The sequence below is a fragment of the Fictibacillus sp. NRS-1165 genome, from assembly GCF_050468105.1.
Classification (GTDB): Bacteria; Bacillota; Bacilli; order Bacillales; family Fictibacillaceae; genus Fictibacillus_C; species Fictibacillus_C terrinigri.
In genome coordinates, this window is record NZ_JBDPNU010000024.1 from 67,637 (window position 1) to 86,034 (window position 18,398).

At 40.5% G+C, this 18,398-nt stretch carries 20 protein-coding genes and 1 pseudogene; 11 read left to right on the top strand and 10 right to left on the bottom strand.

All coding sequences use genetic code 11. The features are described from left to right. Positions 1-188: 188 nt before the first annotated feature. From ABHN01_RS10445 to ABHN01_RS10455, 3 genes are all read right to left on the bottom strand, one after another. Positions 189-512, bottom strand: coding sequence for an STAS domain-containing protein (locus tag ABHN01_RS10445; protein ID WP_429875496.1), 324 nt, complete (start codon positions 510-512; stop codon positions 189-191). 417 nt (positions 513-929) lie between these two features. Beyond that, positions 930-1,424 carry a peptidoglycan-binding domain-containing protein gene (locus tag ABHN01_RS10450; protein ID WP_429875497.1) on the bottom strand — a complete coding sequence of 165 codons (495 nt, stop codon included), beginning with the start codon at positions 1,422-1,424 and terminating at the stop codon, positions 930-932. A gap of 794 nt (positions 1,425-2,218) precedes the next feature. Next, on the bottom strand, positions 2,219-2,437 hold the full coding sequence (locus ABHN01_RS10455; RefSeq protein ID WP_429875498.1) for an AbrB/MazE/SpoVT family DNA-binding domain-containing protein: 219 nt from the start codon (positions 2,435-2,437) through the stop codon (positions 2,219-2,221). A gap of 164 nt (positions 2,438-2,601) precedes the next feature. Here ABHN01_RS10455 and ABHN01_RS10460 point away from each other — a divergent pair, with 164 nt between their 5' ends. From ABHN01_RS10460 to ABHN01_RS10485, 6 genes and pseudogenes are all read left to right on the top strand, one after another. Then, positions 2,602-3,207 carry a hypothetical protein gene (locus tag ABHN01_RS10460; protein ID WP_429875499.1) on the top strand — a complete coding sequence of 202 codons (606 nt, stop codon included), beginning with the start codon at positions 2,602-2,604 and terminating at the stop codon, positions 3,205-3,207. A gap of 10 nt (positions 3,208-3,217) precedes the next feature. Next, positions 3,218-3,832 carry a hypothetical protein gene (locus tag ABHN01_RS10465; RefSeq protein WP_429875500.1) on the top strand — a complete coding sequence of 205 codons (615 nt, stop codon included), beginning with the start codon at positions 3,218-3,220 and terminating at the stop codon, positions 3,830-3,832. A gap of 1,547 nt (positions 3,833-5,379) precedes the next feature. Continuing rightward, positions 5,380-5,469, top strand: a pseudogene (locus ABHN01_RS10470) (formate dehydrogenase accessory sulfurtransferase FdhD); the annotation flags it as partial. A 190-nt stretch (positions 5,470-5,659) separates the two neighbouring features. Then, a complete protein-coding gene (locus ABHN01_RS10475) occupies positions 5,660-6,220 on the top strand; it encodes an IMEF encapsulin system ferritin-like cargo protein (RefSeq protein ID WP_429875501.1) in 561 nt (186 codons plus the stop codon). 27 nt (positions 6,221-6,247) lie between these two features. Next, complete coding sequence (locus tag ABHN01_RS10480; RefSeq protein WP_429875502.1) at positions 6,248-7,102, top strand: family 1 encapsulin nanocompartment shell protein; 855 nt, start codon at positions 6,248-6,250, stop codon at positions 7,100-7,102. 5 nt (positions 7,103-7,107) lie between these two features. Continuing rightward, positions 7,108-7,476 (top strand): 2Fe-2S iron-sulfur cluster-binding protein, encoded by a 369-nt coding sequence (locus ABHN01_RS10485; RefSeq protein WP_429875503.1) that lies wholly within the window; start codon positions 7,108-7,110, stop codon positions 7,474-7,476. Positions 7,477-7,513: 37 nt separating this feature from the next. On the opposite strand, the gene ABHN01_RS10490 is transcribed toward ABHN01_RS10485, so the two are convergent. From ABHN01_RS10490 to ABHN01_RS10510, 5 genes are all read right to left on the bottom strand, one after another. Beyond that, the gene (locus ABHN01_RS10490; RefSeq protein ID WP_429875504.1) at positions 7,514-7,996 is read right to left on the bottom strand and encodes a hypothetical protein; all 483 of its coding nucleotides are present in this window, start codon (positions 7,994-7,996) and stop codon (positions 7,514-7,516) included. A gap of 548 nt (positions 7,997-8,544) precedes the next feature. Continuing rightward, positions 8,545-9,225, bottom strand: coding sequence for an ABC transporter permease (locus ABHN01_RS10495; protein WP_429875505.1), 681 nt, complete (start codon positions 9,223-9,225; stop codon positions 8,545-8,547). Between the two features lie 8 nt (positions 9,226-9,233). Next, the gene (locus tag ABHN01_RS10500) at positions 9,234-10,148 is read right to left on the bottom strand and encodes an osmoprotectant ABC transporter substrate-binding protein (RefSeq protein ID WP_429875506.1); all 915 of its coding nucleotides are present in this window, start codon (positions 10,146-10,148) and stop codon (positions 9,234-9,236) included. A 17-nt stretch (positions 10,149-10,165) separates the two neighbouring features. Beyond that, a complete protein-coding gene (locus ABHN01_RS10505; RefSeq protein WP_429875507.1) occupies positions 10,166-10,819 on the bottom strand; it encodes an ABC transporter permease in 654 nt (217 codons plus the stop codon). After that, complete coding sequence (locus tag ABHN01_RS10510) at positions 10,795-11,952, bottom strand: betaine/proline/choline family ABC transporter ATP-binding protein (RefSeq protein ID WP_429875508.1); 1,158 nt, start codon at positions 11,950-11,952, stop codon at positions 10,795-10,797. The genes ABHN01_RS10505 and ABHN01_RS10510 overlap by 25 nt, the downstream gene beginning before the upstream one ends. 293 nt (positions 11,953-12,245) lie before the next feature. On the opposite strand from ABHN01_RS10510, the gene ABHN01_RS10515 reads away from it, so the two are divergent. The 5 genes from ABHN01_RS10515 (at position 12,246) to ABHN01_RS10535 (ending at position 15,916) form a co-directional block, all read left to right on the top strand. Next, positions 12,246-12,782 (top strand): GbsR/MarR family transcriptional regulator, encoded by a 537-nt coding sequence (locus ABHN01_RS10515; RefSeq protein WP_429875509.1) that lies wholly within the window; start codon positions 12,246-12,248, stop codon positions 12,780-12,782. A gap of 77 nt (positions 12,783-12,859) precedes the next feature. After that, positions 12,860-13,747, top strand: coding sequence for a 3-keto-5-aminohexanoate cleavage protein (locus ABHN01_RS10520; RefSeq protein WP_429875510.1), 888 nt, complete (start codon positions 12,860-12,862; stop codon positions 13,745-13,747). A gap of 7 nt (positions 13,748-13,754) precedes the next feature. After that, complete coding sequence (locus ABHN01_RS10525) at positions 13,755-14,711, top strand: 3-hydroxyacyl-CoA dehydrogenase NAD-binding domain-containing protein (protein WP_429875511.1); 957 nt, start codon at positions 13,755-13,757, stop codon at positions 14,709-14,711. Positions 14,712-14,791: 80 nt separating this feature from the next. Next, a complete protein-coding gene (locus ABHN01_RS10530) occupies positions 14,792-15,268 on the top strand; it encodes a thioesterase family protein (RefSeq protein WP_290399984.1) in 477 nt (158 codons plus the stop codon). A gap of 492 nt (positions 15,269-15,760) precedes the next feature. Beyond that, on the top strand, positions 15,761-15,916 hold the full coding sequence (locus tag ABHN01_RS10535; protein WP_429875512.1) for a hypothetical protein: 156 nt from the start codon (positions 15,761-15,763) through the stop codon (positions 15,914-15,916). Positions 15,917-16,143: 227 nt separating this feature from the next. Here the strand turns inward: ABHN01_RS10535 and eat are convergent, their stop codons facing one another. Beyond that, complete coding sequence (gene eat, locus ABHN01_RS10540) at positions 16,144-17,508, bottom strand: ethanolamine permease (protein ID WP_429875513.1); 1,365 nt, start codon at positions 17,506-17,508, stop codon at positions 16,144-16,146. 176 nt (positions 17,509-17,684) lie between these two features. Then, entirely contained in the window at positions 17,685-18,398 is a 714-nt protein-coding gene (gene eutC / locus ABHN01_RS10545; protein WP_429875514.1) for an ethanolamine ammonia-lyase subunit EutC, read from the bottom strand.

The window sequence follows — 18,398 nt, forward strand, 5'->3', positions numbered from 1 at the left end:
TTCTGTTTCTTCCAACGAAGCATTGTAGTCCTCGTTCGTTGCAATAGTCGGTGAAGGAGTCCATAAGCCTTCGCATTGCAATCGTTTGTTGATAGAAATACAGATTGAATGGCCGCCCCTTTTTTGGTTAACTTTCCCTTCATTGGCATTTCTTCTTTTTCAATCTGAACAAAGGGCACATACCTGACTTAGATCATTTCTATAAGCCCAGTTATCTCAAATAGTCGGCGGACTCGACAGGTCATGCCTCTTAGTATTAACGTACTATTGTTCATGATCGATGATTTAATTGCTCCGGCGAACACTCCTAACCCAACACTATCTATAAAATAAATTTTCTCAACATCAATAATGATTTTTTGTTTAGTTTGTTCGGACAAAGGGAAAAGTATTGCTTTTAACTTGGGTGCTGTGTAGCGCTGAACTTCTCCGACTAATTCCAAATAATGTGTACCGTTCAATTTTTCATGTGTAATATTAAGATCCATAACATTCCCCATTGACATACTCATAAGGAAAACCTCCAGGAGAAAGATTAGTCGTAATTGAGGACCATCTGTTTTTCCTATCGCTCGTCGATTATGGCCGCTCTTTCACTTTAATAGTGTAATACGCAAATATAAAAGCTGTATTGTTAGATTTTAAAGAATTATTAATTCAACATTAATTTGGATCGGTTTTGTTTTTTAAATCAGCGACCATTGGCGTGCTCATGATGACGTAACGGAATAGATACGAAAGGTCAACCTTAATTAATGTAGGTGGAAAGCCACCTCGTAAAAAGGATGGAAAAACCAAATAATTACTGTAGTTTTGCTGATGGTTTTTGTTACTGAAACTGGTAGTAAAATTTGGAGTGTAAATAAAAAAAACGCTCTTTCTGATAAATAAAATAACCCATTGGGTTTTTAAACCAATGGGTTTGTTATTTACTTGGCGTATAGCCGATAGCCATCCGATTTATCCGTTCCATTACCGAAGATGGTCGCAGTTGAGGGAGAGGAATCTGACTTATTGTCATACTTCCATTCCATTCTTAGGCCCATAAAGCCGCCAGCTCCGTAGGTGGAAGTGTTTTTCTTCTTTATATATTGTGAAAAACTGTTCCAGGTTTTTGGGCCGACGATGCCATCGGCAATTAATCCATTTTCTTTTTGGTACTTCTTTACACCGGCGGCTGTTTTCGGCCCAAATATTCCATCAACATCAACGAGCCCAGTTTCAGTGTAAAAAGACATCACGTTAAGGATATACTGCATATTCCTAACTTCTGTGTTGGCTTTGCCTTGCTTAAGAACAGAATTTTGTTTCCAATTCTCAGGGTGATGAAACCCGCTTGCCGAGGCAATGGAAGGGGTTGACAACATAAAAGTCAATAATGCAACAAGGATACCTGTCAACCATTTTTTGTTGAATTTCAACATAAAATCCTCTCCTTTTCTCCCTTGATTTTTATTGTGTATTACATAAAATTAGTCGATAGAGGTAAAGAAAAGGTTACCAGATAATTGATGGATTAAAAAATAAATATGTTAATTATTAAAAGACATCGTGCCTATAGTACTTCTCACTTTGAAAAGTAAATTAGACGAGGAGTGGAGAGATTCTTCCAAGGGTTTAGGCGGAGGAACCAACTAATAGCTGTATTTGTATTTCTTATACCTTCGGATAGCCGGTTCAGCCAAAAGAGGCTGTCCAGATGAGGATGCTTCTTTTTTTATCGATTACTTACGACTATCGACAGCGGAATTGATAAATATCATTTTATTAGTGTGCGAGGGGTAACATATTTAGCAGAGTTAAATAGAGAAATGTAAACCACTTTACTACAATGCACTAAACAGTTCTGCGATTGTGGAAGAGTACCTGCGGAAGAGAAGGAGAAGAAGTCGTGATAACGGCTTCTTTTTTTGTTAATAAATTTAAGAACAAATGCTTTAAGATGGCCGTGTAACCCTTGTTAACTTCCTTCTTATTATAACTATATTATAACATAGTGTCATTTTAAAGGAGTTTTTTATGAAAAGTGATTTTTTCGATAAGTTATAACACAAATATGAAAAAATAAGCATTTTTACCCATGAAATATACTTAACTCGGATATAAAATAAATTCATATTATAATTTTTGTTATAACTTAATAGTGAAAAGGAGTGGATGTATGGAGAGATGATTTAGCTCTATAGAAAAAAGAAAGTGGGAATCCCACCTTCTAGTTTTATTTTTCATTTTTCATATACTCGTCTATAAGACGAAATATTCTTTCTTTGAATTTCGCTTCTGATGATTCCAGATTATTTGTAATGATGATCTTCCCATTTTCGTATGTCATACGAACCAAATCGTCTTCGCCTACACCTAGGTTTTTTAGCATTTCCAATGGGATTAATACACCTAGTGAATTTCCAACTTTTCTAATTTTTATATCTTTTTCCAATACAACATCACTCCTTAGATCCCACAATAAAATAACTGGATGAAGGAGCTGCATCTCCTTCATCCGTCTTTATTAATTATACTACATCGTCACATTAAAACAAAAAGACGTGGATGATGGTGGATTTTGACTTTTATTACTCAATAACAAGGGAGCTGGTAGTCGTGATAAGCAAAGGTAATTTTAAAAAAATGAGTGTTGCGTTTGTCTTAACCGCATCCGTTTTTATGGGAATTGGAAATGGACAAGCCCTTGCAGATACTTATCAGGAAACTGCAAAGATGTCTGGCCCTCATTATGGTAACGACACCGTTTTAAAGTATCTTCCAACTTTACCGGATGACGGTTACAGGCCGGCTGAGGAGGCGTATACGGGATGGGAGTATGAAAAGGTAACAAAATCGAAACACAAGAAAACCTATTGGGATCATGAAGCAGACAATACCAAAAACAAAGAGAAACGGACAGTATCGATGAGTGTGGAAAGATCTAAATATACAAGTTCATCGGCTTCATCAACAGGAAGTCTTAAAGCGGCCGTCGCGGAAATTGCGATCCATTATGAAACAGGCTGGGGAAAGACAAAGAGAGTTAGTACAACTTGCACCTATACTATTCCTGCAAAACAAAAACATCTGCTAAAGTTTGGGAGTAAATATGTAAAATCGGCTGGATATGAACGCTACTATAATATGGGCAAATTGAAAAAGAAAAGATCCATCCATAATAAGTGGACATATCGGGAGTATTCAGCACAAGAACCCATTTAAAGGAGGAGAAATGAACAAATTTTTTGCTTGCCTGATATTATCGATAGCAATCACAGGTTGTTCCAATGAGGAAAACCAATCTGATCCTAAAGAAAAAGAAGCCTCAACCCAAGAATCTGAAGCATACAAAAGACAAACAGCGGAGTTAACTAACGAAGAAAGACTGGATTTTGGTAAACGGTTTGATAATTTCAATTTTCATCCAACCTCATTTACGGTACATATTAAGGATAATAAGCTCGTTCTTGATATGGACTATCAATTAAGTGGAAAGCTTGTACATTTCTTATCACATGGAATCGTTTACTCCTTTGGAATTGGTTTTCCTGATCAGACTGTTGAAGTAACTTCGCTGGAACAATCCACATTTAAGCCTGGCCCATCTTTTTCAAAGGGTGATTCACAGGGTAAGTTTTGTCATTTACGCTTAGTTGAAGACATCCCTCATCGCTTAACGAAAAAGCAAATTAATACTCTAGAAAAGCACATCAAAGGTTATTCATTCGTTGTATTAAATAAAGATAACGATACTGTATTTATCTTGAATGACATTCATGAACGGTCAACGATAGACCCTAGGAATGCCATACAGGAGGACTTAGGAAAAGTGGAGATCAAAAGTTAATATGGATTTACCACGATTGGTAAATAGTCATCCAAATAGACAAATCCCAAATCCCCTTTACTTCTAAGGATCACGAATTTGAACACAATTATAAATGCTTGCGATTATGTAAACATAAAAATTACGCCATAAAGAACAAAGGGTCTGGATCATAGCTTTCAATGAGGGCTTTTAAATAATATTGTTTACAAGCAAAAAATAAAAGGGCCAAATATGGTCCTTTTTATTTTCAACCGAAGGCACCTATTATTAGGGACTCAGTAATATTGTTAACTGTCTTTTTGCTAACGTTGTATTATCTATATCTTCAAATAATGATGATTGGATCAGAGAGGCAGATGAAAAGAACAGAATGATTCTTCCCTATTTCTATACAATGATTCAAAGGGATATACTATGATATATAAATGTTGAGAATGTGATTCATAAAATAACCATCAGAAATCTCTTCTTTCCTCCCATAAAACATTAGAATGAATTGTTTTAAAGCACTCGACAAGCACCGTATGTTCCTCGGTAAACTGTGTAACCGATGAGACAATCCGCTAACTTAATCAACTCCTCATAAACACAGCGGACTTTACGGCTGCTTTTTCTTTTCTTTATTTGATTTCCGCTAATGCCATTCAAAGTGCTCATTGGGACGATCATAAGACGGTCCTCTATAGTTTGAGTCGTTCATTTTGAAGGCGATAAAGGGTCCTACTTTTGAGTTTTATTCCTGCTAAGGCTTATGGTTAAAAAGCGCCCGCTTTGACTTTATCAAAAAATTTTAAACTACTGTTTTTTAGGTGTTTGGGTACAGACTTTTATTAAATCTATATCATCCATAATTGAATTCCATGAATGGGATCCTTTGGTTGAAAAAGGTTGATCTTTTTTAAAAAGCTTTATTTTTTTAACTTCATGTAGGTTTGTCCGAAAGAAGGCAAGGTGGTTGGGCTTTTAATTGGTTAGTTCCTTTTGAAAAGGGGCTTACAGTGTTTGCATTAATTACCGAGGGTGAACCCGATGTTGCACAGGATTAATCACATTATTACCACAGCATGATCCAGCATTCAGTTGTGTTCATCTAGAAAACATCGAAGCCGCTCCACATAATAAGCGCTTCTTGGGTCCGAAAAAGGGGTTCAACGATAATCAGCGTTATGAGAATGTGGGTAAGTGTTTGGTCGCTTTTGCTTGCTGGTTAGTTTAGATCAAGGGTAGAACTTATAGCGAAGAACTCAGTATTACAATTTTATACTGATCTTGGAGGTTACCCTTTTGGACGAAAAGTGATTTTCGATGAAAGGGCTGCACAAAGGTTAGCAAAAAGACATTTCCCGGGAGGTGCTAAGTTATGGCGAAATTAGAAGACCTAATATTACCGTCAAAAAAAGGGTACACTGTAAAAAAGGTGCGTGAGAATATGTCTCGTCGAAATTTTGAGAGTGGCTTCCCAGACGGCGTTTATGGCTGGCCAAGTGAACCTGGTGAACCCCGGATTAGAGTAAAAGCTTTGTTTCAATACTGCAAAGAAAAAGGGATTACTCCTCATGAGTTAGGCAGAAGAGCTAGGAATCACGACGGTTGGTTTTATCAGGGGGAACTCCATGAATGTATATTCGAGACCGGAGCGGATAATTACGAAATGAGGCAGAAACAATTACTGTAGAACAACATATTAGAAAACAGAGTCAAGAAAAATAAACAGTCCTGCCATCTCGTAGGAACTGTTTTTTTGTTTTCAGAAAGTATTTTTATTTCTTTTGATGAAAATCGAAATAAAAGGCAGGCAAAATGGCAATACTGGCGATTATTATACATGATTATGAGGTGGGAAGAGTGAAAGAGGAACTCAATACATTTTTTGGGATATTTTCTGGGACGAAGGACGCCATTGAAAAATTTATGAACATGTTGGACCCGGTGATTCAAAATGCGAAAGACGATCATGAACGTTTGTATTATCACCATATTTACGAGGAGGAAGAACAAAGATTATCAAGGCTTGGAAGTCTTATTCCTCTAATAAGCAAATTTCAAAAGGAAACGGATGATCGGGCATTTTCACCGGCGAACAATGAGTTTAATAAGCTTCTACAAGAGTTGAACCTTGAAAAGTTCGGTCTTCATAATTTTGTTGAGCATTTGGATCTCGCTCTTTTTTCATTTACGGACGAGGAAAGAAGTACATTGCTAAAAGAGCTAAGAGCGGTCACTTATCAAGATTACCAGCAAGTAAAAACTTATTTACAAGAAATTAACGATATGTTTGATACCGATTATACTGATCCGCATGCCCACCATGACGAGCATCATGATCATTTAGCTCCACAAAATTTTCAAACACAAACAATACAGACACCGAGAAGAAAAGGGTTCACAGTCGGGAGTTTATTATAAAGAAATGGAGAAAGGCAGGATATAAGCATGAATCATTTTCAACATTCCATCGACTCGCCATTGAGCGGACAGGATTGGTCGCAATTAAATGAGACCGTTATTAACGCAGCACGTAAACAATTGGTCGGGAGACGTTTTATTGAATTATACGGACCACTCGGTAGAGGAGTTCAAAGCATTTTTAATGATATTTTCACAGAGAATGTAGAAGCAAAAATGGATTTCCAAGGGTCGTTTGATACGGAAATCGAGTCAAGCAAGCGGGTTAATTACACGATTCCATTGATTTACAAAGACTTTGTTCTGTATTGGCGTGATCTGGAACAAGCAAAGAACCTTGATATTCCGATTGATTTTTCACCAGCTGCAAATGCTGCTCGTGATGTTGCTGTATCAGAAGATCAATTAATTTTTCATGGTTCAAAAGAATTTGATATACCTGGACTCATGAATGTGAAAGGGAGACTGACTCAACTAGTAGGGAATTGGTATGAGTCTGGAAACGCCTTTCAGGATATCGTTGAAGCAAGAAGCAAATTGCTTGAGATGAATCATAACGGACCATTCGCTCTCGTGTTATCACCTGAATTATATTCGCTGTTGCACCGTGTTCATAAAGATACGAATGTACTAGAGATCGAACATGTTCGTGAGTTAGTGACTGATGGTGTTTTCCAATCACCTGTATTAAAAGGAAAGACAGGAGTAATCTTAAATACCGGAAAAAATAATTTGGATCTAGCCGTTTCAGAGGATTTTGAAACAGCCTATCTGGGAGATGAAGGGATGAATCATCCTTTCCGTGTGTATGAAACGGTGGTTTTACGAATTAAACGTCCTTCTGCCATTTGCACACTGGAAGACACTAAAGGTAAGGATTGAGTTTGATGGATAAAAGGGTGTTAACTGTCGGCTCACTTGTACCGAATCTCGTTACCGCTATTACTACGCAAAAACATCCAGAAAAACAGCCCGTTAGTGTAATCAAGCGACCAGTCGTAAAGCCAACGATTAATCTATTGCAAAATAGCAGAAGGTTCTCTATTCAACCCGCAAAAGGAAATTTATTATTGACGGCATTAGCACAAGGCCAAGATGTAAAGTACAAGTGCCAAAAGGGAACTTGTGGAGTTTGTACAGTTAAGATAGAGAATGGGATACGCGGTTTATCATTTCCGGATGAGAAGGAACAAGAAAAGTTAAAAGAAAAACTGCAGCAAGGCTATAGACTAGCCTGCCAAACCGAGATCATATAAAAAAACGAGGTTCTTTAAAAGAGGTCCTCGTTTTTCTTTATGCATATAATCGTTCAGTTAAATTTATGAGCTTCTCATCAATGGGGAAGGGAAGAGAAATGTTATGTTTTTTCAGTTCTTTTTCACTAATATCTCGAACGAGTTTCAGTGCTTCTTTCTTGAACGTATGAGTCACGAAACCGTTATTTATATCACACAATCGTTGTAAGTATTGTAAAGTGTCATCTAAAAGCAGTTCTTTAACATAAGTATTATCAAGCTGGCAGATCAGCTTATGTCGCAAACCTTTGATTACTGCAATCTGGTCAACATGTGTAATCGTGTTAATACCATCTTCATCAATAAAACAAATAGAAACATATTGTCCTTTTGATATATCAATATTCGTAAAAACAGGGTTAAAGTATTCTTCGCCAGTGGTTAAGCGAATCGAAATTGCTTCAGCAGCCCCGCCGATTTTGCGTTGATTTGAGATAACAGTATGAATATCCTTCAACCCATACAACATAGAAAAAAACATATAGTTTCCCCCAATCTCCTGATTTCCGATTGATTCTTATTTTAGGTTATCGAAAATGAGAATCATTGTCAATTGGATTTACTTTCCTTTAATTAAAAAAGCAGTCCTAAGATCGCTCTTAAGAACTGCTTTTGTACTCTTACCAGCTACGTTGTTCCCACTGATTCTCGATCACTTCTAATCTTTCCTTTTCACCTTCTGAATTAGTGGAATACACATCGTCCACATACCAGCCTCTTCCGTTTACAGAAGCATCCGTCTGGTAGAGGAAGCGGACAAACTTTGTTCCTTCTAGAAGATCGAATTTTTCATGTGACCATGTTTCATCTTTGCCTGTGAGAGGTTTTTTTGTTTAGGCTGCAAGAATGAACGTGTGAGAAATCTTATGGAAATATCAACAATGGAACAGTACTTGGTTGGTACAACACTTCGTATTAATTTAAAAGATAAATAGGGTAAATATAAGGAGAAACCCTGTGGACATTAGAGCCAGCATCGTTAAAAATCCACCCAGGATCAATACCCGGATGGATGGTTTAAGAGGATATTTATGCAGCAGTCTGTTGCTGAAAAGCGATTTTATTCTTTTTACTTGGTGAAAATTTTCTCTCCAGCCAGCCCATCGAAATATCCGATATTACGGCCATCAACGCTGTTGGTATGGCTCCAGCAAGAATAATAGCTGTCCCGTCCGTAGCATTTGTCCCGCGTAAGATGATATCTCCGAGTCCTCCGGCACCGATAAAAGTGCCGATTGTCGCAATTCCGATGGTAATGACTAATGCGGTACGCAAACCTGCCATAATAACGGAGATCGCTAGAGGAAGCTCGACCATTCGTAGCACCTGAAATTTTGTCATACCCATCGCTTTCCCAGATTCAAGTAAGGCTTGATCCACGTTGCGGATGCCTGTGTATGTGTTCTTTATAATCGGCAATAAAGAATACAGAAACAATGCGAAGACAACTGTATTAGTACCAAGGCCCATGACGAGCATAAGTACGGCAAGCATCGCTAAAGCAGGAATAGTTTGAATGATGTTTGCAAGGGACATCACCCAAGTGCTTAGTCGATGATAACGTGCAATTAATATACCAAGAGGAATCGCTACAATGGCCGCAAACAATACGCCATATGCGGACATGAGGAAATGCCGGTAAAATTGTTCCCAAACATAACTTGCATTTTGCGAATAATAGTAAAAAATTTCATTGATTGTCTCCAACATGCCACCTCCTATTCAAAATAGTTGTGTTTTTCCAGGAAATTCTTTGCGACAATGGAGGGTTCTTTCTTTTTTCCATCTGCTTCATAATTCAGCGACTGCATGGTTTCTGTATCAATTTTTCCTGACAGCTTTTGCAGCTTCCCTTTAAGCTCGGGGTGTTCTTCTAACACTTCATTCCGTGCTACGAGAGAGGTATCATATGGCGGGAAAAAATGTTTATCGTCTTGTAGCACTTTTAAATCAAAGGATTTGATACGGCCATCGGTGGTATACGCCAAAACGACATCCATTTTCCCTTTCGCTGCCGCCTGATATACCAATCCAATCTGCATGGGGAATGTCTTTCCGAACTCGAATCCATATTTTTGGGTAAAACCTTCATAGCCGTCGCCTTTTTGTTTTAACCATGCATTATCCACACCTAATTTTAAATCCGGAGCGTGCTTTTCTAAATCTGAAACCGTTCTTAAATGTTCTTTATTCGCCAGTTCTTTTGTAACGGTAAATGCATAGGAATTCGCAAAACCATACGAGTCAAACCAGGTTTGATTGTATCTTTCCTGAAATTCCCGTTGCACGATCTCCAGCGCTTTCTTCGGTTCTTTCACTGGCTTCATTCCTAAAGCGCCAGCCAGGTCGGTCCCCGTATATCGGGTAGCCGTAATATCTACATCACCGTTCATCATGGCTTGGTGCTGAACGGTAGAAGATCCCAGGTTATTCACCGTATTGACCTTCAAATTTGTATAATGCTCAATCATAAGTCGAACCATATTGCCCATGATTTGGGATTCGGAAGTTCCTAAAGTTCCTACTACTATGGTATTTCTCGAAGGTCCGCTTAACCCCGGGAGAGAGCAGCCACTCATAAACACCATCATTGAAACGGTCAGTACAATTAAAAAACGTTTTGAGTTAAACATGTGTTTGCCTCCCTCTCTTAAGCAGCTTCTTTCATTTTTCTCATTCCTTTAGGGGTAACCCATGTTTCAATTCTGCCTAAAAGAAGATCCGTTAACAGGGCGAGGATTGTGACCGGTACCGCGCCTGCTATGATAAATTTAGCTTGAAATAAATTCAGTCCACTAAAAATATAATCGCCGAGTCCGCCTGCTCCAATATAAGCAGCAAGTGTAGCCCAGCCGATTAAATAGACAGTGGATAACCGAATGCCGGCCATGATGACTGGAATGGCCAACGGCACTTCAACGTATCGGATCCGCTCCCATCCCGTCATCCCCATCCCGCGCCCTGCCTCAAGCAAACTGCGTTTGACACCCGTCACACCGATATAGGTGTTTCTCAAGATAGGGAGGACGGAATAAAAAAAGAGAGCTAAAATGGCTGGGATTTTACCCACACCGACGATAGGAATAAAAAAGGCTAAAATCGCAAAGCTCGGGAACGTTTGTATGATCCCCAAGGTTCCCATCACTGTTCCGGCTCCTTTTGGAAACCGCGTTAACGCTATTCCGAGCGGAACGGCAACGAGAATTCCCAGCAGGGACGCAATAATTGAAATTAATAAGTGTTCCCATGTTTTCAAAAGCAATTCATTACCATACGTACTTAAAAATTGTAAGACTGTAGCCATGTCATCTCCCCCTGTTGTTCTTCGCCCCAGATGGAATCATAAACAATGTCCACAAGGCTTGCTCTTGTTACAATCCCGACAAGATGTTGGTCATGATCAACGACAGGCACATATTTCATCCCTTTTTTAAGGATTTTGCGAATGGTATCCCGTACAAGCGTATCTTTTTCAACTGTAAACTCGGATTCCAGGACATCCTTTACTAAACTTGCTTTTTTCCTTTTTTGGTCAATGATTTCAACGTCAATATAACCTTTCAGGAGGTTTTGTTCATCAACAACAAGTAAGGAGTCTACTCGATGCTGTTTCATTAATTGGATGGCCTCCGATAATGACCGATCACCTGTAATGGTTACCGGGTGAGGGTTCATAATTTGTTCGACTGTTTGGATGTTGGGTCTTGCTTGTACTAATCGGTCTCTTCCAATGAATTCTTCCACGAATTCATCAGCAGGATTGCGCAGAATATCGTCCGGCGTATCGCATTGAACCAACTGGCCATCCCTCATAATGACAATTCGATCTCCTAATTTAAGTGCTTCATCCATATCATGTGTAACGAACACGATAGTCTTATTCAGTTTTTTTTGAAGTTTTTTGAACTCTTCCTGTAATGAATCTCTTGTGATGGGGTCAAGAGCACCAAACGGTTCATCCATTAATATCAACGGTTGATCTGCGGCCAAAGCGCGTAAAACTCCAACACGCTGCTGCTGTCCGCCGCTTAATTCATGCGGATACTTCCCTAGGTAATCGGGGGTCATATCCACAAGTGTTAGCAGTTCTTTTGCACGAGCTCGTCGCTTTTCTTCAGGCCATTTCAGTAATTTAAGAACAAGCGAAATATTTTCATAGATCGTCATATGCGGAAACAGACCGATCTGCTGGATCACATAACCTATTTCTCTTCTTAATTGGACAGGATCCTTTTTTAACACATCCACTCCATTAATATAAATGCTTCCTTCTGACGGCTCGATCAAGCGGTTGATCATTTTCATAGTCGTTGTTTTCCCACATCCGCTTGGCCCGATAAAACAAATGAATTCTCCTTTTTCAAACTCAAGCGACAAATCACTGACCGCTCGTTTTCCTCCTTTATACACTTTTGAAACATGTTCAAATTTCAGCAAATGTAAAACACCTCCACATTTTCCCTTTTCTATATCTATCGGATATAGAAGGTTGTCAACCTACGTCATTTTTTCATTTCTTTTAGCATAAAGTAAAGTTTGTAAAAAAAAAAGTTTATATACTGTATAAATTGGACGATAATTACGTAAAATAATTATTGTATAAAGTTTATGAGGTATATACTTAAAATTGCTGGCTTATCGACTGTGTTTCTCCCCAATTGCTCATTTTCCGATTTTTTCAGAATGTGGTACATTGGCTCTTGAAGCTGGTAACTGGAAGGGTGATTCATTTGGTTGAACAACCATTTGTAAAAATTAAACATGTTGAAGATCAACTGGTTGAAAAAATCGCGGATAATATGCACACCTATGGTGTATCAACAACAGTTGGAAGGGTATTAGGCATTATTTATATGAACCGAAAGGCTATGACTCTTGATGAATTATCAGAAGCTACCGGTATGAGCAAAACCAGGATGAGTCAAGTCGTCAGAGAGATGGTGGATCTTAATATCGCCGAAAAGGTATTCGAAAAGGGGATCCGCAAGGATTTATATAATGTGGAGCAAGACTACTACCAAACATTTATCTCCTTGTTCACATCAAACTGGCAAAAAGCAATCAATAAGAACAAGATGTTTGAAAAGAAATTATCCGCCGAATTAAAGAACATTTTAGAGAGTGACACCCTTTCTGAAGAAATGGAACTAAAGGTCAATGACCTGCTGAAAGAAACGAAGGAATGGCTGGATTATTACCAATGGTTATCCCGATTGGTGGATTTCTTTGAAAGCGGCGATATCTTCATGCATGTACCTAAACCCTAAAGTGAAGCTATTTTAATAAAGGAAAATGGAAATTGTCCCATTTTCTTTTTTATTTACTCTTTTAAGGAGGAATCAGTATGAATCGAAATGTCATCTTAACGTGTGCAGTAACCGGAGCAGGAGAAACGACCAAGAAAAGCTCCCATGTCCCCGTCACCCCAAAGGAAATCGCGGAATCCGCCATTGAAGCGGCCAAGGCTGGAGCGACCATCGCCCATATCCATGTCCGTGACCCTAAGACGGGCGGTATCAGTCATGATCCGGCTTTATTCCGAGAAGTGGTACAGCGGGTTCGAGAATCTGAAACGGATGTGATCTTGAACATAACGGCAGGTGGGGGAGGAGACTGGTTCCCGAGTAAAGAAGACCCGACAGCTGGCGGCACTGGCACTGATATCCAAACGCCAGAGGAACGTCATGAACCAGTAGCAGAATTACTTCCGGAAATTTGCACACTCGATTGTGGAAGCGTGAATTTTGGAGATCAGCTTTATATCAGCACCACGACTTGGCTGCGTGAGCAGGCACGGTTGATTCAGCAAAGCGGAGTAAAACCTGAATTAGAATGCTTTGATACCGGACATCTTCGTTTTGCGAAGCAGCTGATTAACGAAGGGTTGATAGATGGAGATCCGATGTTCCAATTTTGCCTCGGAATCCCTTGGGGCGCAGAGGCAGATGCTGAAACTATGCTTTATATGCGGGATAAACTGCCTTCAAATGCCCATTGGTCCGCATTCGGCATCGGGCGTATGCAAATGCCGATGGCCACCCAATCGATGCTGCTCGGCGGTAATGTGCGGGTCGGACTCGAAGACAACCTTTACTTGGATAAGGGAGTCTTGGCAACCAATGCACAGTTAGTAGAAAGAGCCGTTACGATTATGGATGGGCTTGGGGCTAAACCAATGACACCAGCAGAAGCACGAAAACATCTAGGATTAAGAAATCCCCAAGAAAGGTAGTGTAGTGATGAACACAATTAAGCAAGTAACGGTGGTCGGTACAGGAGTGATCGGTATCGGATGGATTGCCCGTTTTTTATCACAGGGTTACGATGTGGTCGCCACGGATCCGGCACCCAACGCTGAGTCCCGTATGGAAGCAGCTATCGATAAAGCTTGGCTTACTCTTGGAAAAGCAGGAATCGCTGAAGGAGCATCAAGAGACAAGCTTAAGTTTGAGCCGAATCTAAAACGCGCTGTGGCTGATGCAGATCTCATTCAGGAAAATGCTCCAGAAAGGGAGGAAATCAAGCGAAGCTTACTAGCAGAAATTGATCGGTATGCCAAACCCGAAGCTATCATTGCCTCCAGTACATCCGGACTTTTGCCGAGTAAACTTCAGGCGGATTGCGAACGTCCTGAACGGGTAATTGTGGCCCATCCGTTTAATCCCGTATACTTAATTCCACTTGTAGAGCTTGTTGGCGGGAAAGATACTAACTTTGAAGTGATCGAAAGTGCAGCGCAGTTCTATCATTCTATCAATATGAAACCTCTTGTGATCTCAAATGAAATTGAGGGTCATGTGGCCGATCGCTTGATGGAAGCGATCTGGAGGGAGGCTTTGCACCTCGTAAATGATGGGGTGGCCACAACAGAAGAAGTCGATGCTGCCATCGTATATGGTCCCGGGCTACGCTGGGCGCTAATGGGCCCATTCTTAACCTTGCATCTGGCCGGTGGTGAACAAGGTATGAAACATATGCTGGAACAATTTGGACCTGCGTTGAAACTTCCGTGGACTAAGCTTGTGGCTCCTGAACTTACTGAGGAACTGAAAAACAAAGTCATCTCAGGGTGTGAACAGCAAACAAAAGAACATACCATTTCTGAATTGGAACTTCGCAGAGATGATTTTCTGATTGAGCTGCAGCAATTGCTTGAGAAGTATTGGCCAGCCGCCAACTTGAACGGGAAACTATAAAAAACATATGCTGCAAGTCCTTTAATAAGTTCTTGATAGTTGTGTGATAATCTATTAACAGTAAGATAGGGGGAAAATACGTGGGTCCACTTAATAATCCAATTTTAAGAGATACAGTTCGCAACGATTGGATCGATTATAACGGGCATATGAACGATTCAGCTTATGCTCTGGTTTTTAGTATGGCGGTCGATCAATTCATGGAAGATCTCGGTATCGATACGGAATTCCGTGAGAAACACCAATTTTCGATTTATACCTTAGAAACACATCTGATTTATTTAAAGGAAGCACAGGAAGGCCAGGATTTACACGTAAACATCCAATTGCTTGATTATGATTTGAAAAGAATGCACGTATTTTTTACTATGGAAAATCGACAAGGCAACCGCCTGGCAACAAGCGAACAACTACTTATGGGAATGGATATGAGTCAAGGGCGTGCGGCTCCTTTCCCGACCTTAGTGCAATCAAGGATTGAAAGTTTTGGAAAATTGCATCAGGGTCTGTCAAAACCAGCTGAAGCAGGACGGAAAATTGGAATAAGGAAGAAATGAAAAAAGGTCTGACCCAAATTCTTTAAGATGGAAAGAGATATGCCAACTGAAATAAATTGCATTATACATGTAAAGCAAAACAGTCTGAAAGCACAGTATAAATATGATTTGATCTATTCAGAAAGATGAAAAGGTTATTACCTGATGATATCTTTGATTTATGGTTGAAATAAAAAAGAGTAGTTGAAATTTTGACCTTGAATGGCATTATGCTTTTCAAGGTTTTTTGTTTTTACTTTGGAAAGGAAGTTAGATTAAATGTCAGTCAGAGTTTAAGAGAACTATAGACTAATCTTTTAGGCGGAGGTTGTATGAAAGAAGTGCACATAAACCTGTTATCCAAATTATTGAGAAAGGGAAGGATTTTATAGATGAGTAAAATGGCAATTAAGATACTTCCTAATGGTCCGGTTAGTAAATATATAGTACCTATAAGAAAGTTCACTGGTTTAGGAATCACAGATAGAAAAAAATAAAATTGAAAATAAAGATTTGTTTGCTGAAACGGATGCAAATGATATTGATGAGTTGGAAAATTTAAAAGACTTAGTCGATCTTATTAAAATAGGTGCAGAAGAAAAATATTTGATAGTGATGAATACGGCCATGGGACTGAACTGTGAAGTTAGAGTTTGTGATAAATCGTAATTAAACTAAGCCAGCTCTAGTTTAACAAGTAATATAAAAAAGTCGACTTCCTGTAAGTTAAGGAATCGACTTTTTTAGATTAAAACCCTTCATAATTACAATCAACTTTTTCAATTATCATAACATTTTAATAAGAGGGGATGTATCCGGAAAGTATTTTGAAATAACGTAAATTTACACAATAACACCCGTACCATCTGCCGGTACCGGTGTTTCTTTTATACTTTTTACTTGTAAGTTCCTAATACCCCTTCTTCTTCCGCATAAGAAGCATCTGCTTCTCTCTTAAGCCGCACAGATCCATACAGAACATAGTAGACCAACGCCAGAAGGAAAATGCCGAGGATTACATAGATCAAAGGGACAGAAGCGCCAAACAGCATCATATTAGTGGTCAGCACGCTGTACTTAATGATGCTGTACAAACAAACCACTCCGAGGATGAGGGCGATGCTTGGCACGACGGGATACTTTACCTTGAACGGTCGGGCCAGCTCAGGTTCTTTTTTACGCAGAATGAAGAGAGAAACCATGCTGATGCAGTACATCATCATCGCTCCAAAGACGGAAAGGATGATCAGCGCGTTTGCGAAGCTTGCTGAACCTGCGCAGATGACACCGATGGCTCCAGGAATCAAGAGACCGCCGACCGGCACGCCTTTTTTGTTTGTTTTGGCAAGAAACTTCGGAAAGTATCCATCTCGTGCGAGCGCGTACGTCTGTCTGGAGAAGCCCATAATGATGCCGTTTAGGCTGGCGATCAGGCCAAACAATCCGATGATGGCAACAGCCGTTGAAATGCCGTTGTCATAGACGGAGGACAGAGCCTGGGGAAGGGGATAATCTGCCAGCTTTCCGCTTCCTCCGCCAAGACCGGCGGTAACAAACAGCGTAAATAATGTGGCTGTGGCCAAAGTGACGATGGCGCCGATAAAGCCTTTCGGAATGTCTTTTCTTGGGTTTTCCACTTCCTCTGCGGCCATCGCACCGCCTTCAATCGCCAGGTAAAACCAGACGGCAAACGGGATAGCGGCCAGGACACCAGTTGGTCCATTGAGAAAGGAGTTGTCATTGAATATGTTGGAAGCTTCCACATGAGGGAGACCCGCTACATAAAAGATGGACAAACCGATCAAGGCCAAAATCGTAGCGGTAAGCTCAATGACCGCAACTTCCTTTACACCGACCAGATTTAACAAAATGAAGAAAATAAAGGCTCCCACCGTGGCGTACACCGGATTCACGGCTGGAATGAGGAAATGAATGTACGCGCCCGTTGAAACCGCAATGGCGGGAGGCGCAAATATAAATTCAAGCAGACACGCCATCCCTGCAATGTAGCCGCCAAACGGACCAATCGCCCGTCTCGCATATGCGGAAGGACCGCCGGCTTGCGGAATGGAGGTGGAAAGCTCTGCATAGCTGAACATAAAGGTTGTGTAAAAAACGGTGACAATCAGGGTGGCGATCGCAAGCCCGATAATCCCGCCCTGTTCAAACCCGTAATTCCATCCAAAGTATTGGCCCGAGATTACCATCCCCACTGAAATTGCCCATAAATGAATCGGTTTTAGCTGTTTTTGTAGCGCCATCTCTTCTCCTCCTTTAAGTGCGATATAATGCTGCCGAAGCCTTCCTTGTCCTGCGGGAAATGTGGGACAGGGAGACTATTGAGGCGCTTGCGCCGGTGGCTCACCGCACGCCCCGCAGAAAGCGAGCAACCTGAAACGGCAATCAACCACTTCCCAAGAGCACAAAGGTTACAGCCTTAAACAACCAGGTGTACACCGCTCGTTTGTTGCTGAATCATTTTGTCAATCAAGGTTCCGATATGCGCGGCGGCTTCAATCGGAGGCGTGCCTTGTTTATGAATATTGGAAATGACCATGCGATCGGATTCTTTTTTGCCTTTGCCCGGCTGATAGCACATATAGGCACTCATCGATTCTGCGCTCATGAGTCCGGGACGTTCCCCGATCAGCAGGACAAGTGCTTTTGGCTTCAACAGTTCACCGATTTCATCCATGCATGCCACCCGTCCTCCTTTCACAAAAAAGGAGGTTCCAATCTGTAGCCTGTAGGACTCCAGTGAATCGACTAACGCCGGATAAACGTCACTTAAGTTTTCCTCAATGGCTTTCGCGCTTAATCCATCGGACACAACAACCTGTACGTCAGGTGCTTGCAGGCAGTTTTTCTGTATGGCAGCCTTCGCCTCATCGGCCAATAACCTCCCATGGTCGGGCCGTTTTAAATAGTGTTCTGTGGATTTTACACGTGTGGTAACCGAGAAAAGGTTGAATTCAGACAAGATTTTTTCCGGAACGGTGCCGTAGACTGAATCGACGGCTGCGGCGTGATCGGTCCGGAATTGCAATACATCCTTTTTTAAGGGCCTTGTTCCTGTCCGGCCGACGCCGATGCGGGCAGGGGTGAATTGTTTGAGCGTTTCAAGCGGATCTCGTTTTGAACTTGCCACCAT

Excerpts from the sequence above, each read along its gene's own strand:
- ABHN01_RS10445 (WP_429875496.1), bottom strand. The coding sequence starts at position 512 with ATGAGTATGTCAATGGGGAATGTTATGGATCTTAATATTACACATGAA.
- ABHN01_RS10450 (WP_429875497.1), bottom strand. The coding sequence starts at position 1,424 with ATGTTGAAATTCAACAAAAAATGGTTGACAGGTATCCTTGTTGCATTA.
- ABHN01_RS10465 (WP_429875500.1), top strand. The coding sequence starts at position 3,218 with ATGAACAAATTTTTTGCTTGCCTGATATTATCGATAGCAATCACAGGT.
- ABHN01_RS10480 (WP_429875502.1), top strand. The coding sequence starts at position 6,248 with ATGAATCATTTTCAACATTCCATCGACTCGCCATTGAGCGGACAGGAT.
- ABHN01_RS10485 (WP_429875503.1), top strand. The coding sequence starts at position 7,108 with ATGGATAAAAGGGTGTTAACTGTCGGCTCACTTGTACCGAATCTCGTT.
- ABHN01_RS10490 (WP_429875504.1), bottom strand. The coding sequence starts at position 7,996 with ATGTTTTTTTCTATGTTGTATGGGTTGAAGGATATTCATACTGTTATC.
- ABHN01_RS10495 (WP_429875505.1), bottom strand. The coding sequence starts at position 9,225 with ATGTTGGAGACAATCAATGAAATTTTTTACTATTATTCGCAAAATGCA.
- ABHN01_RS10500 (WP_429875506.1), bottom strand. The coding sequence starts at position 10,148 with ATGTTTAACTCAAAACGTTTTTTAATTGTACTGACCGTTTCAATGATG.
- ABHN01_RS10505 (WP_429875507.1), bottom strand. The coding sequence starts at position 10,819 with ATGGCTACAGTCTTACAATTTTTAAGTACGTATGGTAATGAATTGCTT.
- ABHN01_RS10520 (WP_429875510.1), top strand. The coding sequence starts at position 12,860 with ATGAATCGAAATGTCATCTTAACGTGTGCAGTAACCGGAGCAGGAGAA.
- ABHN01_RS10525 (WP_429875511.1), top strand. The coding sequence starts at position 13,755 with ATGAACACAATTAAGCAAGTAACGGTGGTCGGTACAGGAGTGATCGGT.
- eat (WP_429875513.1), bottom strand. The coding sequence starts at position 17,508 with ATGGCGCTACAAAAACAGCTAAAACCGATTCATTTATGGGCAATTTCA.
- eutC (WP_429875514.1), bottom strand. The coding sequence starts at position 18,398 with ATGGTGGCAAGTTCAAAACGAGATCCGCTTGAAACGCTCAAACAATTC.